Genomic DNA, 21,383 nt, shown 5'->3' on the forward strand with positions numbered 1-21,383 from the left:
CGGCCCTTTGTGTTTGTTTGCTCAGGGGCGCACCGGGTCACGCCAGACGGCATCATGAAACAAGACCGGCGGAGACAACCGCTCGGCCAGCAAAAACGTATTGTAAAGGAAATGAACGCCACATGGCTAACGCATCCATGGAGGAATTCGAAGCCCTCCTGAATGAAAGCTTCGAAATGGACACGCCCGAAGAGGGTTCTGTTGTCAAAGGCAAGATTCTGGCGATTGAAGCCGGTCAAGCCATCATCGACGTAGGCTATAAAATGGAAGGCCGCGTTGATCTGAAAGAATTCGCAAATCCCGGCGAAGCCCCTGAAATCGCTGTCGGCGACGAGGTCGAAGTTTACCTGCGTGCCGCAGAAAACGCCCGTGGCGAAGCCGTCATCTCGCGCGAGATGGCCCGCCGTGAAGAGGCATGGGACCGTCTGGAAAAAGCATACGCCGACGACCAGCGCGTCGAAGGCGCTATCTTTGGTCGCGTCAAAGGTGGCTTCACCGTCGATCTGGGTGGCGCAGTTGCATTCCTGCCCGGTTCGCAGGTTGACGTACGCCCCGTACGCGACGCAGGCCCGCTGATGGGTCTGAAGCAGCCGTTCCAGATTCTGAAAATGGACCGCCGCCGTGGCAACATCGTTGTGTCGCGCCGCGCAATCTTGGAAGAATCGCGTGCCGAGCAGCGCGCCGAAGTCATCGGCAACCTGACCGAAGGTCAGAACGTCGAGGGCGTGGTCAAGAACATCACCGAATACGGTGCATTCGTTGACCTGGGCGGTGTTGATGGCCTGCTGCACGTCACTGACATGGCATGGCGTCGTGTGAACCACCCGTCCGAGATCCTGACGATCGGTGAAACCATCAAGGTTCAGGTCATCAAGATCAACAAAGACACCCACCGCATCAGCCTGGGCATGAAGCAGCTTCAGGAAGATCCGTGGGATCTGGTTGCTGCCAAGTACCCGCTGGGCTCGGTCCATCAGGGTCGCGTCACCAACATCACCGACTACGGCGCATTCGTCGAACTGGAAGCCGGTGTCGAAGGTCTGGTGCACGTGTCCGAGATGTCCTGGACCAAGAAAAACGTCCACCCCGGCAAGATCGTCTCGACCAGCCAGGAAGTCGACGTCATGGTTCTGGAAATCGACGGTGCCAAGCGCCGCGTGTCTCTGGGCCTGAAGCAGACTCAGCGCAACCCATGGGAAGTGTTTGCAGAAACCCACCCCGAGGGCACCGAAGTCGAAGGCGAAGTCAAGAACATCACCGAATTCGGTCTGTTCATCGGTCTCGAAGGAGACATCGACGGCATGGTTCACCTGTCGGACCTGTCCTGGGACGAGCGTGGCGAGGATGCGATCCAGAACTACCGCAAGGGCGACATGGTTTCGGCCGTTGTCTCGGAAGTGGATGTCGAGAAAGAGCGTATCTCGTTGTCGATCAAAGCTCTGGGCGGTGACAAGTTCGCAGAAGCCGTTGGCGGCGTGAAGCGTGGCTCGGTCATCACTGTCGAAGTGACTGCAATCGAAGATGGCGGCATCGAGGTCGAGTACGAAGGCATGAAGTCGTTCATCCGTCGTTCCGACCTGTCGCGTGACCGTTCCGAACAGCGCCCCGAGCGTTTCTCGGTCGGTGACAAGGTTGATGTCCGCGTAACCAACGTCGACAGCAAGACCCGTCGTCTGGGTCTGTCGATCAAGGCACGCGAGATCGCAGAAGAGAAAGAAGCCGTGGAACAGTACGGTTCTTCCGACTCGGGCGCGTCGCTGGGCGACATTCTGGGTGCAGCGCTGAAGTCGGGCGACTAAGCCCGGGGCGCATCCCAAGCATGATTTACGGCCTCGCATGGAAGTGCGGGGCCGTTTTTGTTGCGAATCAACATGTTCCAAACACGCTGCTTAAACTCGATAATGTTCGCGCTTGAAGTGTGTAAATCGGCCTGTCGGGCAAAATTTCGCGTGAGAATATGGCAAAATAAAGCCTCAACACGCAGAGTATCCGTTCCCCCGATCTGGGTTTTTTCCTATACTGTGAAAACAGTAGACCTGTCACACCGGCTGCCTGGGAGGGTATCACGAATGATCCGTTCAGAACTGATTCAGAAAATCGCTGACGAAAACCCGCATCTCTATCAGCGTGATGTCGAGCGGATTGTGAACACCGTGTTCGAAGAAGTCACCGATGCCATGGCGCGCGGCGACCGGGTCGAACTGCGTGGCTTTGGCGCGTTTTCGGTGAAAAAGCGGGATGCCCGCGTTGGGCGCAACCCCCGTACCGGTGAAACCGTTCAGGTCGAGGAAAAATGTGTGCCATTTTTCAAAACTGGTAAGTTGCTCAGGGATCGTTTGAACGGTAAAGCCTGACCTCATGATGCGTTACCTTCGATATGCTTTTCTTGGGACTCTCGGGATCGTTCTGATTTCCGTGTCCCTGGCGAATGTTCAGTCTGTTGAACTGAAACTGATGCCCGATGCTCTGGCCGAGCTTCTGGGCTTTAACGTCAGTACCTCTTTACCGCTTTTTCTGGTCGTTCTGGGTGGCGTTGTCGCCGGTTTGATCATCGGTTTCATGTGGGAGTGGCTGCGGGAACATAAACACCGCCGCGATGCGACCGTGAAAAAGGGCGAAGTCCGCAAGCTTGAACGCGAAGTCAAGAAGCTCAAGAAAAAGCAGAACGAGGGTAAGGATGATGTTCTGGCCCTGCTTGATGAGGCCAGCTGAGGCTTATGTCTACCGATGTGTCCGTTAAAATCTGCGGTTTGACCGCCTCAGAACATGTGCGCGCAGCCGTTGCAGCCGGTGCGCGCTATGTCGGGTTCAACTTTTTTCCCAAATCGCCCCGTTACGCACCGATACCGCAAGCCGCGGCGTTGGCCGCCGAAGTACCAGTCGGCGTCGCCAAGGTCGCTCTGGCCGTGAATTTCTCGGACGCGCAGCTTGATGAGATTGTCGCGGGGGTTCCGCTGGATATGTTGCAGCTTCACGGCGGAGAGAGCCCCGAGCGTGTGGCGGAGGTCAAGCTGCGCTATGGCCTGCCCGTCATCAAGGCGATCGGTGTGGCCGAGGCCGAGGATTTGGCTGCGATTGATCTGTATTCCGAAGTTGCAGACCAGCTTCTGATCGATGCAAAGCCGCCGAAGAATTCGGAACTTCCCGGCGGCAACGGTCTTCCTTTTGACTGGCGGCTGCTGGCAGGTCGCAAGTATTGGCGCAGGCCGTGGATGTTGTCCGGTGGTCTGAACCCAGACAATGTCGCTGAGGCGATCCGCATGACGGGTGCGCGGCAAGTCGATGTGGCGTCGGGTGTTGAAAGCGCGCCGGGCGTGAAGGACGCTGGACTGATACAGGCATTTATCGACGCGACACGCTGATTTTGTTTGCCGCTGCCAGGGGGCGACATGGTGCGTTTTGCCATGGCAAATCCCGCGACGACCACCTATGACAGTCAGGTACGACGAGGGAGACACCCATGGCCAACGATCTTTTCAATTCCTTCATGTCCGGCCCTGACGAGCAAGGGCGCTTTGGCATCTTCGGCGGGCGTTTTGTAAGCGAAACGCTGATGCCGCTGATCCTGTCACTGGAAGAGGAATACAACAAAGCCAAGGATGATCCGACCTTCTGGGCCGAGATGGATGATCTGTGGGCCAACTATGTGGGCCGCCCCTCACCTCTGTATTTCGCGGAACGCCTGACCGAGCATCTGGGCGGGGCGAAGATCTATCTGAAACGTGATGAGCTGAACCACACCGGCGCACACAAGATCAACAACGTGCTGGGCCAGATCATTCTGGCGCGACGCATGGGCAAGACCCGGATCATTGCCGAGACCGGGGCAGGGCAGCACGGTGTGGCCACAGCCACGGTCTGCGCGAAATTTGGTTTGAAATGCATCGTCTATATGGGTGCCCATGACGTGCAACGTCAGGCCCCGAACGTGTTTCGTATGCGCCTGCTGGGGGCCGAGGTGATCCCTGTGACCTCGGGTCGCGGTACGCTGAAGGACGCGATGAATGACGCGCTGCGTGACTGGGTGACCAATGTGCGCGATACGTTCTACTGCATCGGCACAGTGGCCGGTCCGCACCCATACCCGGCGATGGTGCGTGATTTCCAGTCGATCATAGGCAAGGAAGCGAAAGAGCAGATGATGAAGGCCGAAGGCCGTCTGCCCGACACGATCATTGCGGCAATCGGCGGCGGCTCGAACGCGATGGGCTTGTTCTACCCATTCCTTGATGACAAGGACGTCAATATCATCGGCGTTGAAGCCGGCGGTAAAGGTGTAAACGAAAAGATGGAGCATTGCGCCTCGCTGACAGGCGGTCGTCCGGGCGTTCTGCATGGCAACCGCACCTATCTGCTGCAGGATGATGACGGGCAGATTCTGGAAGGCTATTCGATCTCGGCCGGTCTGGACTATCCGGGTATCGGGCCCGAACATTCCTGGTTGCATGAGGTTGGTCGCGCGACTTACGTCTCGATTACCGACAAGGAAGCGCTTGAGGCATTCCAGCTGTGCTGTGCCACCGAAGGTATCATTCCGGCGCTGGAACCCAGCCACGCTCTGGCGCATGTCATGAAGATCGCGCCCGAGTTGCCCAAGGACCACCTGATCTGCATGAACATGTGTGGACGCGGTGACAAGGATGTTCAGACCGTCGCAAAATACCTGAACTTCGACATGTCTGACACCGAAGGCCGCACGGCCGGTTGATTTCACACCGGGGCCACATGCCCCGGTTTACAATCTCGACCAATCAAGCTGCCGGAACACCCTTCGGTCCACCCTTGATTGTAATGCTGCTCCGAAATGGCCTTCGGATCTAATTGGTGTTTTAATGGGCGCAGGCGGATTGTTGTTCCTGCCCTGGTGTGGCATCCGGTTTGGTCACCGTATGTTGGCCCTCGCAGGCGATCTTCTTGGACCCGACGGAACCCGGTCAAAGAATCGTCCACAAGCGATATTACCCCGTTCAACCTGCGCCCGAAGGTTTCCAATTGGAGTTCAGTATAGCAAGCGGTGCCGTACTGTTGCAAAATTGCTGGACTGTCAGTGACTATGTCCTTTCTGTCTTTGCAGGTGATTTTCCAGCGCAGCCTGTCTCACGTTTCTATCTCCACTCGACAACACAGCAAAAATTGGGTGTTTCAAGCCGTTTGAGATTTGGTCCAGGTCAAAACCCGCTTGTTCCAACAACACGACGTGTCCCGCACGCCCCAGTTGATTCCTGTCGCGTTCTATACAGCGTCTTCCAATTGAATTAACTTCTCATTAACCGGCGATTTGCGGTCGGTTCTGGGGATGTCTCTGCGAAGATGGGGCAAGGATGACGCTGCTTGGGATGCGATTTTAACCCCAGGCACTCTGGTGTTTGGCACCCACGCGGTGCTGTAGGAGGTAATATGGTTTGGTCCGCAATTACGAGGCTGTCGTGCCTGGGTCTTTTGGTTTCCGCGCTTTTGATGGGAAGCGTCAAAGAGGGTCTGGCGTTTGGCAACCCTTCGTTTCCGTCCCAGACAGTCGCAACACCCAACGGCGGGCAGATTTTCTTTTCTAATCTACAAGGCACTGCGACAGCGTTCATGTCGTTTGGCGGCTCGGGAGAAGGCCCGGGAGGATCGTTCTATTTCAACAATGGTGTTTTGACTCAACCTGCTATTACGCCAGCAGGATTGGCCAATCTTGGATATATTGGCGCGACGATACTCAGCCAGAACGGAGCGGACTCAACTTACGCCGCTGATGGCTATCTTGGGGTCATGTTCACCGCGCGCGAAACCGTGGGAGGGCCGCTTTACCTTTATGAGATCGCGCTGTCGGGTGTCACGAATACCCAGATTATCAACACGCGGACGCTGGCCGACACGACGCAGCCGACGGCCTCAATCGGTGCACTGACAACAATCGGCAACGGAACGTTCCAAGCGGTGATCACACTTAGTGAACCCAGCACAGATTTCACGGTGGGGGACTTGTCGGTCACCAATGCGTCCGCCAGCCTGACAGGGTCCGGAACCAATTATGTCGCAACGCTGACTGCGCAAAGTAACGGTACAGTTGAGCTGTTTATTCCTGCAGGCGTTTTTTCTGATGCCGCCGGGAACCTGAACCTTGCGTCCAACAGGGTCAGCACACAACAGGGGGTAACGGATACACAGCGACTGGTGCAGGCCTTTCAAAATGCCCGGGCCAACAGCCTTGTGACCAATCAGCCAGAGCTGACGCAGTTTCTTCAGCAATCGGGATCAGGTGCGCTGGACTCGTCGGTGACGCAAGGATCGGGGTATCTGAAATTTGCAAGTGACCCAACCCACCCGGTCTGGCTCAATCTGTCCGGGAACTGGAGCTCGCAAAACGATTACGACAGTTCTTATGCCTTGGCCGTGGTGGGGGCGCATGGCTGGGTGAACTCGAACCTTCTGATCGGCGCCATGTTGCAGATCGACTATGCCGAAACCGAAAACGGCCCGGCCAGCGTGGATGGCACAGGGTGGCTGGTCGGACCTTATGTCGTCGCAAAACTGCCCAGCCAGCCAGTGTTTTTCGAAGGGCGTGTTCTGTACGGTCAGGCTGATAACGACATTTCTCCACTGGGCACCTATACCGACAGTTTCGATAGTGAACGCTGGCTGATCCAGTCGCGCGTAACCGGAGAGTTCAAGCGCGGTAACCTGACACTTATGCCGTTGCTGGATGTTAGCTATGCCAGCGACGATCAGGAGGCTTATACCGATAGTCTGGGCAACCTGATCCCACAGCAGGATTTCAGCCTGACCACTGCACGGCTGGGCATGGATTTCAGTCACCCAATCCAGGTGTCGCGTGGTCAGATGATGCTGACCGGTGGTCTGTCTGGTATTTGGAGTACAACATCCGGCACAGGCACTGTTCCTGGCGTGACACCCATTGGCGACACCGCCCGCGCCCGTGCCGATCTGGGTTTCGACTACCGGCTGGAAAACAACAGCCTTCTGGCCGCAAACCTGTTCTATGATGGTATCGGTGAAAGCGGTTTTGAAAACTACAGTGTCAGCCTGATCTGGCAAATGGCATTCTGAATCAGCCGTGCGCCCCTTTGGTGGCCCTTCAGTTCTTTGCCTTATTTTGAAGCAGAATGTCGAGCGGTACGATCTCAAGCGCGCGTTGATGTGTCGCCTCCAGATGAACCTGTGGCGCACATCCTTCGTCATGAGCTTGCAAAAACCGGCTGGCGCATAAACACCAACTGTCGCCTGGGCGAAGGCCGGGAAAGTCGAATTCGGGCCGTGCCGTGCTCAGATCATTGCCGACATACTTTGAAAATGCCAGAAACTCGGCCGTCATCACGGCGCAGACTGTGTGACTGCCCTGATCCTCGGGGCAGGTATTGCACGCGCCATCCCGGAAAAACCCTGTCAAAGGGTCGCGAGAGCAAGGGGCCAGAACGCCACCCAGTACATTGATACTGTCTTGTTTCTGCATAAAGACATCTTACAGACTTTCCGCAATCTTGCGGAACATTTCGATGTTCAGGTCATTTACACCCGGCTCACGGAACAGCCTGTCTGCACCGGTAGACACAATCAGAACGCCCCTGGGCTGGTTGAAATAGATGTACTGACCATAGACACCGCGGGCCAGAAACTCTCCTTCATGCGCGCCGCGGGGAATCCACCATTGATACCCGTACCCGATCTCTCCTTGTGCGGTGGGTGCACTGGGTTGGGTGGCTTTGAAAATCCATTCGGCAGGAACCAGTTGTTTTCCATTCGCGATGCCGTCCTGCAGGATCATTTGTCCAAACCGGGCGAAATCACGCGTAATAAAGTTGAGGCCCCCCAAAACAAAAGCGACCCCTGCACCATCAGTGATGTAGTATCCGTCCCGCTCCAGTCCCAACGGCTGAAGAATCTTTTCCGTCAGAAGGTCTGCCACGTTCCGCCCGGTCGCACCGCGTATAACCATACCCAGAACATGGGTGTCGATCGACACGTATTGCCAGGTTTCACCCGGTGTCGCAAAGCTGTCCTGCAGTGAGGCTGCGAAATCGTCCAGCTCACCACCCAGCGCAACCACACGCCCCATCCGATTGATGTCGGAATTTGGGTCGAGATAATCTTCATCAAACGTCACGCCGGTTGCCATGTTCAGCACGTTGCGGATCGACGCGGTTTCATACGCGCTGTCTTTCAGTTTTGGCGCATATTTGACAACCGGGTCATCCAACGACCCGATTGCACCCTCTTGCAAAAGGATACCGAAAAGCGCCGAAAGATAGCTTTTGGCGACCGACCAGGAAATCCTCCGGTCATCCGGCCCGGTGCCAAGATAATATTCCTCGAACCTGACTTTGCCGTTCTGCATAACCAGCAACGACGTGACCGCGCGTTCATCGATCCAACTGTCGGTTCCCTCCGGCAGCTCGAACCCTTCGCCATAAGGCAGGTCCCAGGTTGGCGCGTCGCCACGCGGCAGGTTCACGGTCAGAAAAGCCTCGTCCATGTGCGAGAAATTGTGAACGATCTTCTCTTCCGAAAATAACGAGTTCACGGCCAAAAGGCGCTGCAACTCTTCGCGCTTCCACAGCCCGACGGCAGTGGCGGCCAGAACCAACGCCAGTACGATGCGCAGCACCCACTTCAATATGGATTTCATCGCATTGCCTCCCTAGTTAAGGGATATTGGAACTCGGAAGGCCACATTCCGCAACCTCTACGTAACGGAAAGCACTCGCGCTGTTACCTGAACTTGTCCAAAAGCCTCTGCATCGCCGACCGGTCGTCGTCTGCGGCGTAGGGTGCGGCTGTTGAAGCTGTGTCGGCTTTTTGTGCGGCGGTCTTTGATGATCGCGGCGGGGCAGTGCGCAATGCAACTGCATTCATGAACTTGCCGCCCTCGTCCTGAGCCAGATAAGCAGCCCCGTCCGAAACACCCTGAAGAACGTCGTCCAGCCAGCTGGTTTCGGATTTCGCAAAATCACTGAGCACGTACCCCGAAACCATTTCCTTGCGGCCCGGATGCCCGATCCCAAGGCGCACACGGTCATATGCCGCCCCGATATGCTCATGGATCGAGCGCAGACCGTTATGCCCGGCGTGCCCGCCCCCTGCCTTGACGCGCAACTTGCCTGGGGCAAGGTCCAATTCGTCATGAAATACAACAACGTCGGTGGATTCCAGCTTGTAAAACCGCATCACCTCACCCACGGATTGACCCGAACGGTTCATGTAGGTCTGCGGTTTCAACAAAAGGACTTTCTCAGTGCCAAGCCGCCCTTCCGAGATCTCGCCCTGAAACTTCGACTTCCAGGGGCCAAACCCATGATCTTCTGCGATCCGGTCCAGGGCCATGAACCCGATATTGTGCCGGTTCCGGGCATATTTCTGGCCCGGGTTTCCCAATCCAACAAACAGCTTCATGTTTCCGTTTTGCCTCTGTAGCTCCAAAGCCATTTCATGCCCGGAAATCGTCAGGAAATCCAGTCAGGCCTGATTATTGGACCCGCAAAAAAAAACGGGGCTCACCCGAGCCCCGCTTCAAAGTCGGAAACACTGTTCCAGACTTATTCTTCTTCTTTTCCGACAACTTCGACTTCATCGGCTGCAACTTCACCATCTTCATCGTCGTCGCTGGTGGACAGACCAGTCGGCGCCGAGATGTTGGCAATCACAAAGTCACGGTCGATGGTTGGTTTGGTGCCCTCAGGCAGTTCAACCGACGAAATGGTCACAACGTCATTGATGTTCAGACCGGTCAGATCAACGGTGATCTTTTCAGGAATGTCACCGGCGGTGCACATCAGTTCGACTTCCGGGCGGACAACGGTCAGAACGCCACCCTTTTTGATGCCGGGAGCTGCTTCTTCGTTGACGAACTCAACAGGAATGAACAATGCGATCTTGGTAGTCCGGCGCAGCCGCATCAGGTCCAGATGGGTCGGCAGATCTTTGACGACATCACGCTGAACATCTCGGCAGATGACGCGAACGTCATCGTGACCTTCAACCTTGAGGTTCCACAAGGTCGACTTGAACCGGCCCGCTTTCAGGCGCTTGAACAAGACGTTGAACGGGATCTGGATTGGCAACGGTTCTTTGTCGCCACCAAATACGATGCCCGGAACCATGCCGTCGCGGCGTGCTTGACGAGCGGCGCCCTTGCCTGTCCCCGTCCGTTCCAGAGCTACGAGATCAGGAATCTCACCAGCCATGATATATTCTCCAATGTTAGGGCGGGCATCCTCCAAGGCTGTATACCCGCGTGAAGCCGCGTCCTTAGCTTGATTCACCCGATTTGGAAAGAGGTATTTCTTGCCATGCCGTTCGGCTGGGTTCTATCGCCTGTCCTGGAGTATTATCGGGTGGACGATTGAAGGATCCCCAGCTTCATCTGACCAAAAATATCCCGGGGGAGGCGCCCGGAACGGGCGTCGGGGGCAGAGCCCCCTGATTGACCGGTTACGCTTGCCAGCGGCCCCCGAAGTTTTCAGGTATCAGCAGATTGTGACGCCCCAACGCAGCCACGTTTTTCTCACCACAAAGCGCCATTGTCGTATCAAGCTCCCTCTGGATCAGCTCAAGCGCCGTGGTGACACCTTTCTGACCCATGGCACCCAGACCATACACAAACGCGCGGCCAACATAGGTCCCTTTGGCCCCAAGCGCTAAGGCTTTGAGCACGTCTTGTCCGGATCGGATACCGCTGTCCAGATGCACCTCGATATCGCCCCCAACTGCATCCATGATCTCGGGCAGGACACGAATTGAGCTTAGCGCGCCGTCAAGTTGACGCCCACCATGGTTTGACACGACAATGGCATCGGCACCCAGCTTGGCGGCCATCCTTGCGTCATCCGCATCAAGGATGCCCTTAAGGATCACTTTCCCGCCCCATTGCTCCATCAGTTTTTCAACCTTCGACCAGTCGAGGCTGGGGTCAAACTGTTCTGCGGTCCAGGCCCCCAATGAAGACGCGTCCGAAATACCATGCACATGCCCCACGATATTGCCGAACTCGCGCCGCTGGGCCCGCAGCATTTCAATGCCCCAAGCCCATTTGGTCATCAGGTTGGCAATGGTTTTTGCCGTCAGTTTGGGCGGGGCCGACAGACCGTTTTTCAGGTCCTTGTGCCGCTGTCCCAGAATTTGCAGGTCGAGCGTGATTACCAGTGCGGAACATTTAGCGTCTTTTGCTCGCTGGATCAGGCGGTTGATGTAGTCCGTGTCCTTCATCGTATAAAGCTGGAACCAGAATGGTTTGTTGGTATATCCGGCCACATCTTCGATCGAGTTGATGGACATGGTGGACAGCGTAAAGGGCACACCAAATTCCTCGGCAGCTTTGGCGGCCTTCATCTCTCCGTCTGCATGTTGCATCCCCGTCAACCCGACCGGGGCCAGCGCAACAGGCATTGAAACGTCTTCGCCAATCATTTGCGAAGATGTCGACCGACCGGACATGTCGACCGCAACCCTTTGGCGAAGGCGTATTTTTTCAAAATCGGTCGTGTTTTCGCGAAAAGTCTGTTCTGTCCAGCTGCCGCTTTCGGCGTAGTCATAGAACATACGGGGCACGCGGCGTTCATATATGCGTTTGAGGTCTTCGATATTGGTGATCACAGGCATGAAAACAGGGCTCCGCGTTCATTGGTTAGTTTTCTTTACCAATTCATTCCAAAGGCTGCAATGTCTTGACGTCACAGTGAAGGGACGCGAAAAACCCGCCGCGGTATCCGCGACGGGTCACAATTCTCGTATGTTGGCTGCGAAATCAGGCGCTGTGCGCGCCATCCGAAAGAGATTTCACAAAGGTCAGCACGTCGGTCACAGGTTTACCAGCGCCGATCTGGCTGACGATCGCTGACCCGACCACCGCGCCGTCCGACACCGAGGCAATATTGCGCGATTTTTCGGGCGTGTTGATCCCGAACCCTACGATTACCGGCAGATCGGTCGCGGCCTTGATGCGGGCAACCTCGGGGCCAACATCTGTTGCTTCTGCCTCGGCTGCGCCAGTGATCCCGGTGATCGAGACATAATAAACAAAGCCCGAAGTGTTTTGCAGAACACGTGGCAGGCGTTTGTCATCCGTGGTTGGGGTTGCCAGGCGAATAAAATTCAGACCCGCCGCTTGCGCGGGCAGGCAGAGTTCTGCGTCCTCCTCGGGGGGAAGGTCCACCACGATCAACCCGTCAATACCAGCTGCTTTCGCATCGGCCAGAAACGCATCGACACCCCGGCTGTAGATCGGGTTGTAATACCCCATCAGGACAATAGGGGTTGTATCGTCCGTTTCCCGAAAGGTTCGTGCCAGATCCAATGTGCGTTGCAAGGTCATGCCCTGCTCAAGCGCACGTTGGCCCGCGGCCTGAATTGTCGGGCCGTCGGCCATCGGGTCAGTAAAGGGCAGGCCCAGCTCGATAACATCCACGCCAGCACCAGGCAGGCCTTTGACCACTTCAAGCGAAGTGTCATAGTCGGGATCTCCGGCCATGACATAGGCGACAAAGGCTTTTTTACCTTCGGCTTTCAGGGCGGCGAACTTGGCGTCGATACGGGTCATCGGATGTCCTTGCACTCGGGTTTCGACCTGATGTGCAGAAACTTTGACCGAAAATCAATCCCGCCCAGACAGGAATGGATCAGAAGCCCAGATGATAGCGTACCAGCAGGGCATTCACGCCCGGGTTCTCGTCATTGGTACTGGCGTTGGATTTATGGGTTAGCGCGACAGACACGCTGTTGCCGTTGTTCAGGTTATAGCCAAGACCCAAAAGGCTGCGAATCTGAAAATCGCCCCCAAGATCATTCAGATCGTTGCTGGCATTATAGTAGCCGGGCATAACACTGCCTTCCAAGAACCAGTGATCACTCAGCGCATACTGCCCGATCAAACCCGCGCCGATATGCGTGTCACCATCTTCATCTACAGTTAGGGTTGCACCCCAACCGGCGCGAAACCGCGTTGCCTGATGAAATGGCGTGTGGTGGTATTCGATCGAGATCAGGCCCTGATCTTCGGACGTGTCTTCAGAATAGTCCGCGTATCCGGCACCAAAAACAACGGTTTGAGCCTGGGCTGACGCGCAGGCCGTTGCCGCCAGCATGGTTGCAAGAAAAAGGTGTTTCATCAGTGTCCGCCAAAAAATTGTCATCGTGCGCTAATAACTGGTAATCGTAGGAGTTGTTTTTCAATTTCGGCAAGAACACGTTTTTCAAACGATTTTGTGATGTGGCGAAATGGACTCGGCAACGGTGCCACCAGCAATCCCTTGCGCATTCAGGCGGACCTGCATAGAAGCTGCGATCGTATTCTATGCAGGAGGCCGTGATGGGCTTTAAAATGGGAATCGTGGGTCTGCCGAATGTCGGCAAGTCGACCCTGTTCAATGCGCTGACCAAAACCGCAGCTGCGCAGGCCGCGAACTTCCCGTTCTGCACCATTGAACCCAATGTCGGGGATGTTGCGGTTCCCGACGCCCGTCTCGACAGGCTGGCAGCGATTGCGTCCTCAAAACAGATTATCCCGACGCGGATGACTTTTGTGGATATCGCGGGTCTGGTGAAAGGCGCGTCAAAGGGCGAAGGGCTGGGCAACCAGTTTCTGGCGAATATTCGCGAAACGGATGCGATTGCACATGTGCTGCGCTGTTTCGAAGACGGCGACGTGACACATGTCGACGGGCGTGTTGATCCGGTTGCGGACGCTGAAACGATTGAAACCGAACTGATGCTGGCCGATTTGGAAAGCATCGAAAAGCGCCGGGCCAATCTGGTGCGCAAGCTGAAGGGCAACGACAAAGAGGCGCAACAGCAAGATCGCCTGTTGGCCGAGGCGCAGGCCATGCTGGAAAGCGGCAAGCCCGCACGTCTGGTCGAAGTCAGCGACGAGGACGCCAAGGCATGGAAGATGTTGCAACTGCTGACAACCAAACCGGTTCTCTATGTCTGCAACGTGTCCGAGGAAGACGCCGCACAAGGCAACGAATTCTCTGCCCGCGTGGCCGAAATGGCCGCTGCTCAGGGCAATGCCCATGTCATCATCAGCGCCAAGATCGAAGAAGAGATCAGCCTGCTGGATGAGGACGAAGCCCAGATGTTCCTTGAGGAGATGGGTCTGGAAGAGCCCGGCCTCGACCGTCTGATCCGCGCTGGTTACGATCTGCTGAAGCTGGAAACCTATTTCACCGTCGGCCCGAAAGAGGCCCGCGCCTGGACCATCCGCACCGGCACCGCTGCACCGCAAGCAGCAGGTGTGATCCATGGCGATTTCGAAAAGGGTTTCATTCGCGCCGAGACCATCGCCTTTGACGACTATGTCACTGCCAATGGCGAGCAGGGCGCGAAAGAGGCGGGTAAGATGCGGGCAGAGGGTAAGGGTTATATCGTCAAGGACGGCGATGTGATGCACTTTTTGTTTAATACCTGATCAATTGGGCTGTTCCTGTCGGGTGAGCGGGGTATCCTGCCTTTTCTGCAGCATTGGAGCTTTCCTTGATCGAAATCCGCGACCTCCAGCTCCTCAGCGCTTTGGCGCGGCATCGGCATTTTGCCAAAGCAGCCGAGGAATGCGGGATTTCGCAGCCCGCGTTTTCGATGCGCATCCGCAATCTTGAGGACCGGTTGGGTGTCTCGATCGTCCGTCGCGCCAACCGCTTTCAAGGGCTGACTGAAGAGGGCGAGATGATCGTCCAGCGGGCGCGGCGTATTCTGGACGACACCAAGGCGCTGGAACAGCAAGTGCTGGCCGCCAAGGGTGAGATTACGGGCACACTTATCCTCGGCGTGATCCCGACCGCAATCGCCTTCACGGGACGGTTGGTCAAAAGGCTGCGTGACGCGCATCCTCGTATCGTCACACGCATTGAAACCATGTCTGCCACCGCAATTCAGCACCGGCTGGACGAAGGCAGCCTTGATGCCGGGGTGACTTATGGTGACAGCATCGGCACGGACTTCCGGCAGGTTCAACCTCTTTACGAGGAAACCTATGTGCTGTTGGTGCCCACGCATCTGACGGACCAGAGCGGCCCGATTCCGTGGGCGCAGGTCGCAGAATTTCCGCTCAGCCTTTTGGAGCCGCAGATGCAGAACCGGCGTATTCTGGACCGGGTGTTTGCCGAACAGGGGCTGCACCCCGATATCGTTGCCGAAACCAGCGGTTTCACGGCTTCGATGGTCATGGTGCGGGAGGGGCTGGCGGCGACGGTTGTTCCTCGGGTTCTGGTACGTGCGCTGGGCGATTTGAAGGGAACGAAAGTGTTGCCGCTGATCGAACCTGTTGTCAGCAAACCGATTTGTCTGGCGACCCTCAGCCGCGACCCCGAGTTGCCGACGGTCAAGGCTTTGTGGGATGTGGTGACCTCTTTGCGGTGATAAGGTGTCGTTATCGTGCGATTGCCAAAAGCGATTTGACGATATGTTTGCCTGATGAGAGACGGAACCTCAATCGGAGGGCATCATGGCACCATTAGATACCAAGCCATCAGGCACACCCAAGGGCGTCTGGAAGTCAGGTAAAGGCAAGGGGCGGCACACACCCAAAGGCCGTCAGTTCACGGATGAGGCGCAGGCTGAAATCACACGCCTGCTGGGCGATCGTCCGCGCCGCCGCGATCTGTTGATCGAATTCCTGCATTTGATTCAGGATGAACACGGTCATATCAGCGCCGACCATATCGCGGCATTGGCCGTCGAGATGCGGATTGGTCAGGCCGAGATCTACGAGACCGCGACTTTTTATGCCCATTTCGATGTGGTGAAAGAAGGCGAGACGCCACCTCCGGTGTTGACCATCCGGGTTTGTGATTCCCTCTCTTGCGAAATGGCTGGTGCCCAGCAGTTGCAGAAGGCGTTGGAAGACGGTTTGGACCCCGCTGAGGTTCGTGTTGTCCGCGCGCCCTGCATGGGCCGCTGCGATACTGCTCCTGTATTGGAGATTGGCCACAACCATATTGACCATGCGACCCCAGAAAAGGTCCAGGCTGCGATTGCTGCCGATGACACCCACGCACATCTGCCTGACTACGAAACCTTCGCGGCCTATGAGGCCGAAGGCGGTTACGCCAAGCTTAAAGAGCTGCGCGACGGCGGTGATTGGGAACAGGTGCAAGAAGACGTCCTGTCCTCGGGCCTGCGTGGTCTGGGCGGCGCTGGCTTCCCGTCGGGTAAGAAATGGGGCTTTGTTCGTATGAACGAAGGTCCGCGCTATCTGGCGGTAAACGGCGACGAGGGTGAGCCCGGCACGTTCAAAGACCGCTATTATCTGGAGCGCACGCCGCATGTCTTCCTCGAAGGTATGCTGATCGCCGCGTGGGCAGTCGAGGCCGAGACCTGCTTCATCTACATGCGCGACGAATACCCGGCAGTGCTGGAAATTCTGCGCCGTGAGATTGCGGCATTGGAAAGTGCCGGTATCGTCGCAAAGGGTTACATCGACCTGCGCCGGGGAGCCGGTGCCTATATCTGCGGTGAAGAATCCGCGATGATCGAATCGATCGAGGGCAAGAAGGGCCTGCCGCGCCACCGTCCTCCGTTTGTGGCGCAGGTTGGGGTCTTTAACCGTCCGACCTTGGTGCACAATGTCGAGACGCTGTATTGGGTCTCAAAAATCTGCCGCGAAGGGCCGCAGGTTCTGAACTCTGTTGAAAAGAACGGTCGCAAGGGCCTGCGCAGTTATTCAGTCTCGGGGCGTGTGGCGAAGCCGGGCGTTTACCTGCTGCCCGCAGGTTCGACCATTCTTGATGTGATTGATGCCGCCGGCGGCATGGCTGATGGCCATGTGTTCAAGGCGTATCAACCGGGCGGGCCGTCGTCTGGTCTTCTCCCCTCGAGCATTGACGACGTCCCGCTCGACTTCGACACGCTTCAGCCGCTTGGCACTTTCATCGGGTCTGCCGCCGTTGTGGTTCTGTCCGATCAGGACACCGCCCGCGATGCCGCGCTTAACATGCTGCGGTTCTTCGAGGATGAAAGCTGTGGCCAGTGCACCCCCTGCCGGGCAGGCTGCGAAAAGGCGGTCAAGCTGATGCAGGCCGACAAGTGGGACACCGATCTGTTGGAAGATTTGTGCCAAGTCATGAGCGATGCCTCGATCTGCGGTCTGGGGCAGGCGGCCCCGAATCCGATCCGCTTGGTTATGAAACATTTCGCTGACGAAATCTGAGGGAGACAGAGCCATGCTTGACGCAAGCCCAACCAAGACCGTCACCTTCAACCTGAACGGCGATGACGTCACCGTGACCGCGGGCACCACGATCTGGGAAGCGGCCAATGGCCGGGGCCTGGTGATCCCGCATCTATGCCACAAGCCTGCACCGGGATACCGCCCCGATGGCAACTGCCGCGCCTGCATGGTCGAGGTGGAGGGCGAGCGCACGCTGGTCGCGTCGTGCATTCGCCCGGCGGCTGACGGGATGGTGGTCAAGACCGATACCGACCGTGCCGAAAAATCGCGCGCTATGGTGATGGAACTGTTGGTGGCCGACCAGCCCGAGGAAGCGCACGACAAATCGAGCCACTTCTGGGACATGGCCAAGCTGAACGATGTCAGCGACAGCCGTTTTCCTGCGAAAGAGGCCGAGAAAATCCCGCTTCTGGATGACAGCCATGTGGCGATGCGTGTCAATCTGGATGCGTGTATCAACTGCAACCTTTGTGTTCGGGCCTGCCGCGAAGTGCAGGTGAATGACGTGATTGGCATGGCTGGTCGCGGTCATACCGCGCAGGTGGTGTTCGACCAGAATGATCCGATGGGTACCTCCTCCTGTGTTGCTTGCGGTGAATGTGTTCAGGCCTGCCCCACCGGTGCGCTGATGCCTGCCACCGTGCTGGACGATCAGCAGCAGGGGGACAGCAAGGATTATGATAGCGAAACCGAAAGCGTCTGCCCGTTCTGCGGTGTGGGCTGCAAAGTGTCGCTGAAGGTCAAGGACGGCAAGGTGAAGTATGTCGAGGGCATCAACGGCCCCGCAAACGAAGGTCGTTTGTGCGTCAAAGGTCGCTTTGGCTTTGACTACATCCACCACCCGCACCGCCTGACCAAACCTTTGATCCGGCGCGAGGATGCGCCCGCCAAGGGGCTGAACGTTGATCCGGGCGATCTGTCGACCCATTTCCGCGAGGCAACCTGGGAAGAGGCGATGGATCTGGCCGCGACCAAGCTGATGGCCCTGCGCGCCGAAGACCCACATTCGGTTGCGGGCTTCGGTTCGGCCAAGTGTACCAATGAAGAGGCGTATCTGTTCCAGAAGTTCATCCGTCAGGGCTTCAAGCACAACAACGTCGATCACTGCACCCGTCTGTGCCACGCTTCATCCGTTGCGGCGCTGATCGAGAATGTGGGTTCGGGCGCGGTGACGGCGACCTTTAACGAGATCGAAAACGCCGATGTGGCGATCATCATCGGCTCGAACCCGATCGAGAACCACCCTGTCGCGGCGACCTATTTCAAGCAGTTCGCCAAGCGTGGCGGCAAGCTGATCGTTATGGACCCCCGTGGCGTTGGTATGCGCAAGTTCGCGGATGAAATGCTGCAGTTCCGTCCGGGGGCGGATGTCTCGATGCTCAACGCGATCATGAACGTGATCGTCGAGGAAGAGTTGTATGACAGCCAGTACATCCACCGCTGGACCGAGAACTGGGAGGCCGAGAAAGAGCACCTGCGCGCCTTCACGCCCGAAGCGATGGCACCGATCTGTGGTATTGAACCGGATCAGCTGCGCCGTGTCGCGCGTACCTTTGCGCAGGCCAAAGCTGGCCTGATCTTCTGGGGCATGGGCGTCAGCCAGCACATCCACGGCACCGACAACTCGCGCTGCCTGATTTCGCTGGCTCTGATGACGGGCAATGTCGGTAAACCCGGCGCTGGGCTGCACCCGCTGCGGGGGCAAAACAACGTGCAGGGCGCATCGGATGCGGGCCTGATCCCGATGTTCCTGCCGGACTATCAGTCGGTGACTGACGACGGCGTTCGCGCCAGGTTCAATGATGTCTGGCATTCGGATGACTTCTCGAACGAGAAGGGTCTGACGGTGACCGAAATCATCGATCAGGCCTATGCGGGCAATATCAAGGGCATGTATATTCAGGGTGAAAACCCGGCCATGTCCGACCCGGATGTGAACCACGCCCGCGCGGCGCTGGCCAAGCTGGATCTGATGATCGTGCAGGACATCTTCCTGACCGAGACGGCGAACTACGCTGATATCATCCTGCCTGCCTCGGCGCTCTATGAAAAGAACGGCACGGTGTCGAACACCAACCGTCAGGTACAGCGCGTACGGCCTGCCGTTACCCCTCCGGGAGAAGCGCGCGAAGATTGGAAGATCACGGTCGAGCTGGCACAGCGCATCGGGCTGAACTGGGATTACACCGATGTCTCTCAGGTCTTTGCCGAGATGAAACTGACCATGGCATCGCTTGACAACATCACGTGGGAGCGTCTGGAGACCGAGACGATTACCTACCCGTCGCTCAGCGAAACCGACCCGGGTCAGGCCATCGTGTTCGGGGATGGTTTCCCCCGCTCGGGCGGTAAGGCGAAGTTCACCCCCGCCAGCGTCATTCCGCCGGATGAGGCCCCGGACGAGGAATACCCGATGATCGCCACCACTGGCCGTCAGCTGGAACATTGGCACACCGGCTCAATGACCCGCCGGTCCAATGTTCTGGACGCGGTTGAGCCCGAGGCGAACTGTTCGATGAATCCACGTACGCTCAAGCTGATGGGCATCGAGCCGGGCGACATGATCCGCCTGACCACACGCCGTGGTTCGATTGAGATCATGGTCCGCGCGGACCGGGCGATTGCCGAGGATATGGTGTTCATCCCGTTTGCCTATGTTGAGGCGGCGGCGAACATCCTGACAAACTCAGCCATCGACCCTTATGGCAAAATCCCCGAGTTCAAATTCTCGGCCATTCGCGTCGAGAAGATCGAAGGCGCAGTTGCGGCTGAGTAAACCCAATACATATCAAGCAAAGAAGGCGGCCAGACGGGTCGCCTTTTTCTTTTCTTGACAGGCGCTTGCGCTCAACCAACCCTGTCCGGGAATATGGTGGAGGAGTTGCTAATGGCCCGTCGTTTCGTCGATCTGTCCGTTCCGTTGGAAACCGGGATCGTGTCTGACCCGTCAATCATGTTGCCGCAAATCGAATATCTGACCCATGATCAGACGGCAGAACAGGTCATATCTTTCTTTCCGGGTCTGGAACGGCAAGACCTGCCGAACGGTGAAGGGTGGGCCATCGAACGGTTGCAGATCGCGACCCACAATGGCACGCATCTGGATGCGCCGTATCACCATCATTCCACGATGAACAAAGGTGAACGGGCGATAACCATCGACGAAGTGCCGTTGGAATGGTGCATGAACCCTGGCGTCAAGCTGGACTTTCGACACTTCGAGGATGGGTATGTTGTTACCGCGGCAGATGTCGAAGCCGAATTGAAGCGCATCGGCCACGAGCTTTGCCCGCTGGATATCGTCGTGGTCAACACTGCGGCAGGGACACGTTATGGCGCGCCGGACTATCTGGTCAAAGGATGTGGAATGGGGCGCGAGGCGACGCTTTATCTGACGGAACGTGGCGTGCGTGTCACCGGCACCGACGCCTGGAGCTGGGATGCACCGTTTCCGCTCACCGCTCAGGAATACGCTGAGACCCGAGATCCATCTATTATCTGGGAAGGACACCGCGCGTCGATGGATATCGGGTATTGCCACTTGGAAAAGCTGACCAATCTGGAAAATTTGCCGCCCACCGGGTTCGAGATTTCCTGTTTCCCCTTCAAGATAAAAGGGGCCTCTGCGGGATTTGTCCGGGCCGTGGCAATACTTGACGATGAAGACGCACAGTAAAGGGGGCCAAATGCAGCCGACTTCGACACCTCCTGGCGGGCATGATGGCCCGTATGCCGCGCCTGTGGAAATTCGCGGCTTTGAAGTACGGCCCGAATGGATCGACTATAACGGCCATATGAATGTCGGGTTTTACGGTGTCGCCTTTGACATGGCGTTGGAAAAGCTGATGGTTGACCATCTCGGGTTGGGCGAGGTGCAGGTCAAGGCGTTGGGGCAGGGGCCTTACATCCTGCAGTCTCATCTGCATTTCGTGCAGGAGGTCAAAGACAGTTCATCGTTTTATTTCAGGTTCCGTATGCTGGATGCTGACAGCAAGAGAGGACATTATTTCGCCCAGATGCTTTTGGCAGAAACTGACGAGATTTGTGCGACGCAAGAGGCGCTTTTTATGAATGTCAGCCACAGCACCGGGCGATCCACACCCTACCCGGATTGGGCAGCGGCGCGTCTTGCGCAAATGGTGGAGGATCACAAGTCTCTGGAACCGGCTTCGCAGATCGGCCAACCGATAGGAATTCGCCGGAAATAGTTTGCTGGGGTCGGACG

19 protein-coding genes are annotated in these 21,383 nt (G+C 57.0%); 12 read left to right on the top strand and 7 right to left on the bottom strand.

The window, feature by feature from the left end; all coding sequences use genetic code 11:
• The first annotated feature begins 122 nt into the window (after positions 1-122).
• The 6 genes from rpsA to AC2FLO_RS15700 all read left to right on the top strand — a co-directional run bounded on the left by rpsA (position 123) and on the right by AC2FLO_RS15700 (position 7,053).
• Complete coding sequence (gene rpsA / locus AC2FLO_RS15675; protein ID WP_480586004.1) at positions 123-1,799, top strand: 30S ribosomal protein S1; 1,677 nt, start codon at positions 123-125, stop codon at positions 1,797-1,799.
• 270 nt (positions 1,800-2,069) lie between these two features.
• Positions 2,070-2,354 carry an integration host factor subunit beta gene (ihfB, locus tag AC2FLO_RS15680; RefSeq protein ID WP_050603110.1) on the top strand — a complete coding sequence of 95 codons (285 nt, stop codon included), beginning with the start codon at positions 2,070-2,072 and terminating at the stop codon, positions 2,352-2,354.
• Positions 2,355-2,361: 7 nt separating this feature from the next.
• On the top strand, positions 2,362-2,712 hold the full coding sequence (locus AC2FLO_RS15685; RefSeq protein ID WP_267365457.1) for a lipopolysaccharide assembly protein LapA domain-containing protein: 351 nt from the start codon (positions 2,362-2,364) through the stop codon (positions 2,710-2,712).
• 5 nt (positions 2,713-2,717) lie between these two features.
• Positions 2,718-3,362 carry a phosphoribosylanthranilate isomerase gene (locus AC2FLO_RS15690; protein ID WP_496753089.1) on the top strand — a complete coding sequence of 215 codons (645 nt, stop codon included), beginning with the start codon at positions 2,718-2,720 and terminating at the stop codon, positions 3,360-3,362.
• Between the two features lie 98 nt (positions 3,363-3,460).
• The gene (gene trpB / locus AC2FLO_RS15695; protein WP_267365446.1) at positions 3,461-4,708 is read left to right on the top strand and encodes a tryptophan synthase subunit beta; all 1,248 of its coding nucleotides are present in this window, start codon (positions 3,461-3,463) and stop codon (positions 4,706-4,708) included.
• Positions 4,709-5,397: 689 nt separating this feature from the next.
• Positions 5,398-7,053 (top strand): Ig-like domain-containing protein, encoded by a 1,656-nt coding sequence (locus tag AC2FLO_RS15700; RefSeq protein ID WP_496753088.1) that lies wholly within the window; start codon positions 5,398-5,400, stop codon positions 7,051-7,053.
• Between the two features lie 28 nt (positions 7,054-7,081).
• Here AC2FLO_RS15700 and AC2FLO_RS15705 read toward each other — a convergent pair whose 3' ends face one another.
• The 7 genes from AC2FLO_RS15705 to AC2FLO_RS15735 all read right to left on the bottom strand — a co-directional run bounded on the left by AC2FLO_RS15705 (position 7,082) and on the right by AC2FLO_RS15735 (position 13,103).
• Positions 7,082-7,456 carry a DUF2237 family protein gene (locus tag AC2FLO_RS15705; RefSeq protein WP_496753087.1) on the bottom strand — a complete coding sequence of 125 codons (375 nt, stop codon included), beginning with the start codon at positions 7,454-7,456 and terminating at the stop codon, positions 7,082-7,084.
• Between the two features lie 9 nt (positions 7,457-7,465).
• Positions 7,466-8,629: a serine hydrolase domain-containing protein gene (locus tag AC2FLO_RS15710; RefSeq protein ID WP_496753086.1), complete on the bottom strand. Its 1,164-nt coding sequence runs from the start codon at positions 8,627-8,629 to the stop codon at positions 7,466-7,468.
• A gap of 83 nt (positions 8,630-8,712) precedes the next feature.
• Positions 8,713-9,393 (bottom strand): aminoacyl-tRNA hydrolase, encoded by a 681-nt coding sequence (gene pth / locus AC2FLO_RS15715; RefSeq protein ID WP_496753139.1) that lies wholly within the window; start codon positions 9,391-9,393, stop codon positions 8,713-8,715.
• A 143-nt stretch (positions 9,394-9,536) separates the two neighbouring features.
• The gene (locus AC2FLO_RS15720; RefSeq protein ID WP_480586017.1) at positions 9,537-10,184 is read right to left on the bottom strand and encodes a 50S ribosomal protein L25/general stress protein Ctc; all 648 of its coding nucleotides are present in this window, start codon (positions 10,182-10,184) and stop codon (positions 9,537-9,539) included.
• Between the two features lie 247 nt (positions 10,185-10,431).
• A complete protein-coding gene (locus AC2FLO_RS15725; protein ID WP_480484008.1) occupies positions 10,432-11,598 on the bottom strand; it encodes an alpha-hydroxy acid oxidase in 1,167 nt (388 codons plus the stop codon).
• A gap of 145 nt (positions 11,599-11,743) precedes the next feature.
• Positions 11,744-12,535, bottom strand: a complete 792-nt coding sequence (gene trpA / locus AC2FLO_RS15730) for a tryptophan synthase subunit alpha (protein WP_480538607.1) — start codon at positions 12,533-12,535, stop codon at positions 11,744-11,746.
• 79 nt (positions 12,536-12,614) lie between these two features.
• Positions 12,615-13,103, bottom strand: a complete 489-nt coding sequence (locus AC2FLO_RS15735) for an acyloxyacyl hydrolase (protein WP_480586023.1) — start codon at positions 13,101-13,103, stop codon at positions 12,615-12,617.
• Between the two features lie 200 nt (positions 13,104-13,303).
• Between AC2FLO_RS15735 and ychF the strand changes: the two genes are divergently transcribed.
• The 6 genes from ychF to AC2FLO_RS15765 all read left to right on the top strand — a co-directional run bounded on the left by ychF (position 13,304) and on the right by AC2FLO_RS15765 (position 21,366).
• Positions 13,304-14,401 carry a redox-regulated ATPase YchF gene (gene ychF / locus AC2FLO_RS15740; protein WP_496753085.1) on the top strand — a complete coding sequence of 366 codons (1,098 nt, stop codon included), beginning with the start codon at positions 13,304-13,306 and terminating at the stop codon, positions 14,399-14,401.
• Between the two features lie 65 nt (positions 14,402-14,466).
• On the top strand, positions 14,467-15,348 hold the full coding sequence (locus AC2FLO_RS15745) for a LysR family transcriptional regulator (protein WP_496753138.1): 882 nt from the start codon (positions 14,467-14,469) through the stop codon (positions 15,346-15,348).
• An 85-nt stretch (positions 15,349-15,433) separates the two neighbouring features.
• Positions 15,434-17,137: an NAD(P)H-dependent oxidoreductase subunit E gene (locus AC2FLO_RS15750; RefSeq protein ID WP_496753084.1), complete on the top strand. Its 1,704-nt coding sequence runs from the start codon at positions 15,434-15,436 to the stop codon at positions 17,135-17,137.
• 13 nt (positions 17,138-17,150) lie between these two features.
• Positions 17,151-19,934 (top strand): formate dehydrogenase subunit alpha, encoded by a 2,784-nt coding sequence (gene fdhF, locus AC2FLO_RS15755; protein ID WP_496753083.1) that lies wholly within the window; start codon positions 17,151-17,153, stop codon positions 19,932-19,934.
• Between the two features lie 111 nt (positions 19,935-20,045).
• The gene (locus AC2FLO_RS15760) at positions 20,046-20,834 is read left to right on the top strand and encodes a cyclase family protein (protein ID WP_496753082.1); all 789 of its coding nucleotides are present in this window, start codon (positions 20,046-20,048) and stop codon (positions 20,832-20,834) included.
• A gap of 10 nt (positions 20,835-20,844) precedes the next feature.
• A complete protein-coding gene (locus AC2FLO_RS15765; RefSeq protein ID WP_480586038.1) occupies positions 20,845-21,366 on the top strand; it encodes a thioesterase family protein in 522 nt (173 codons plus the stop codon).
• Positions 21,367-21,383: the final 17 nt, after the last annotated feature.

The sequence above is a fragment of the Ruegeria sp. TASC047 genome (assembly GCF_059612445.1).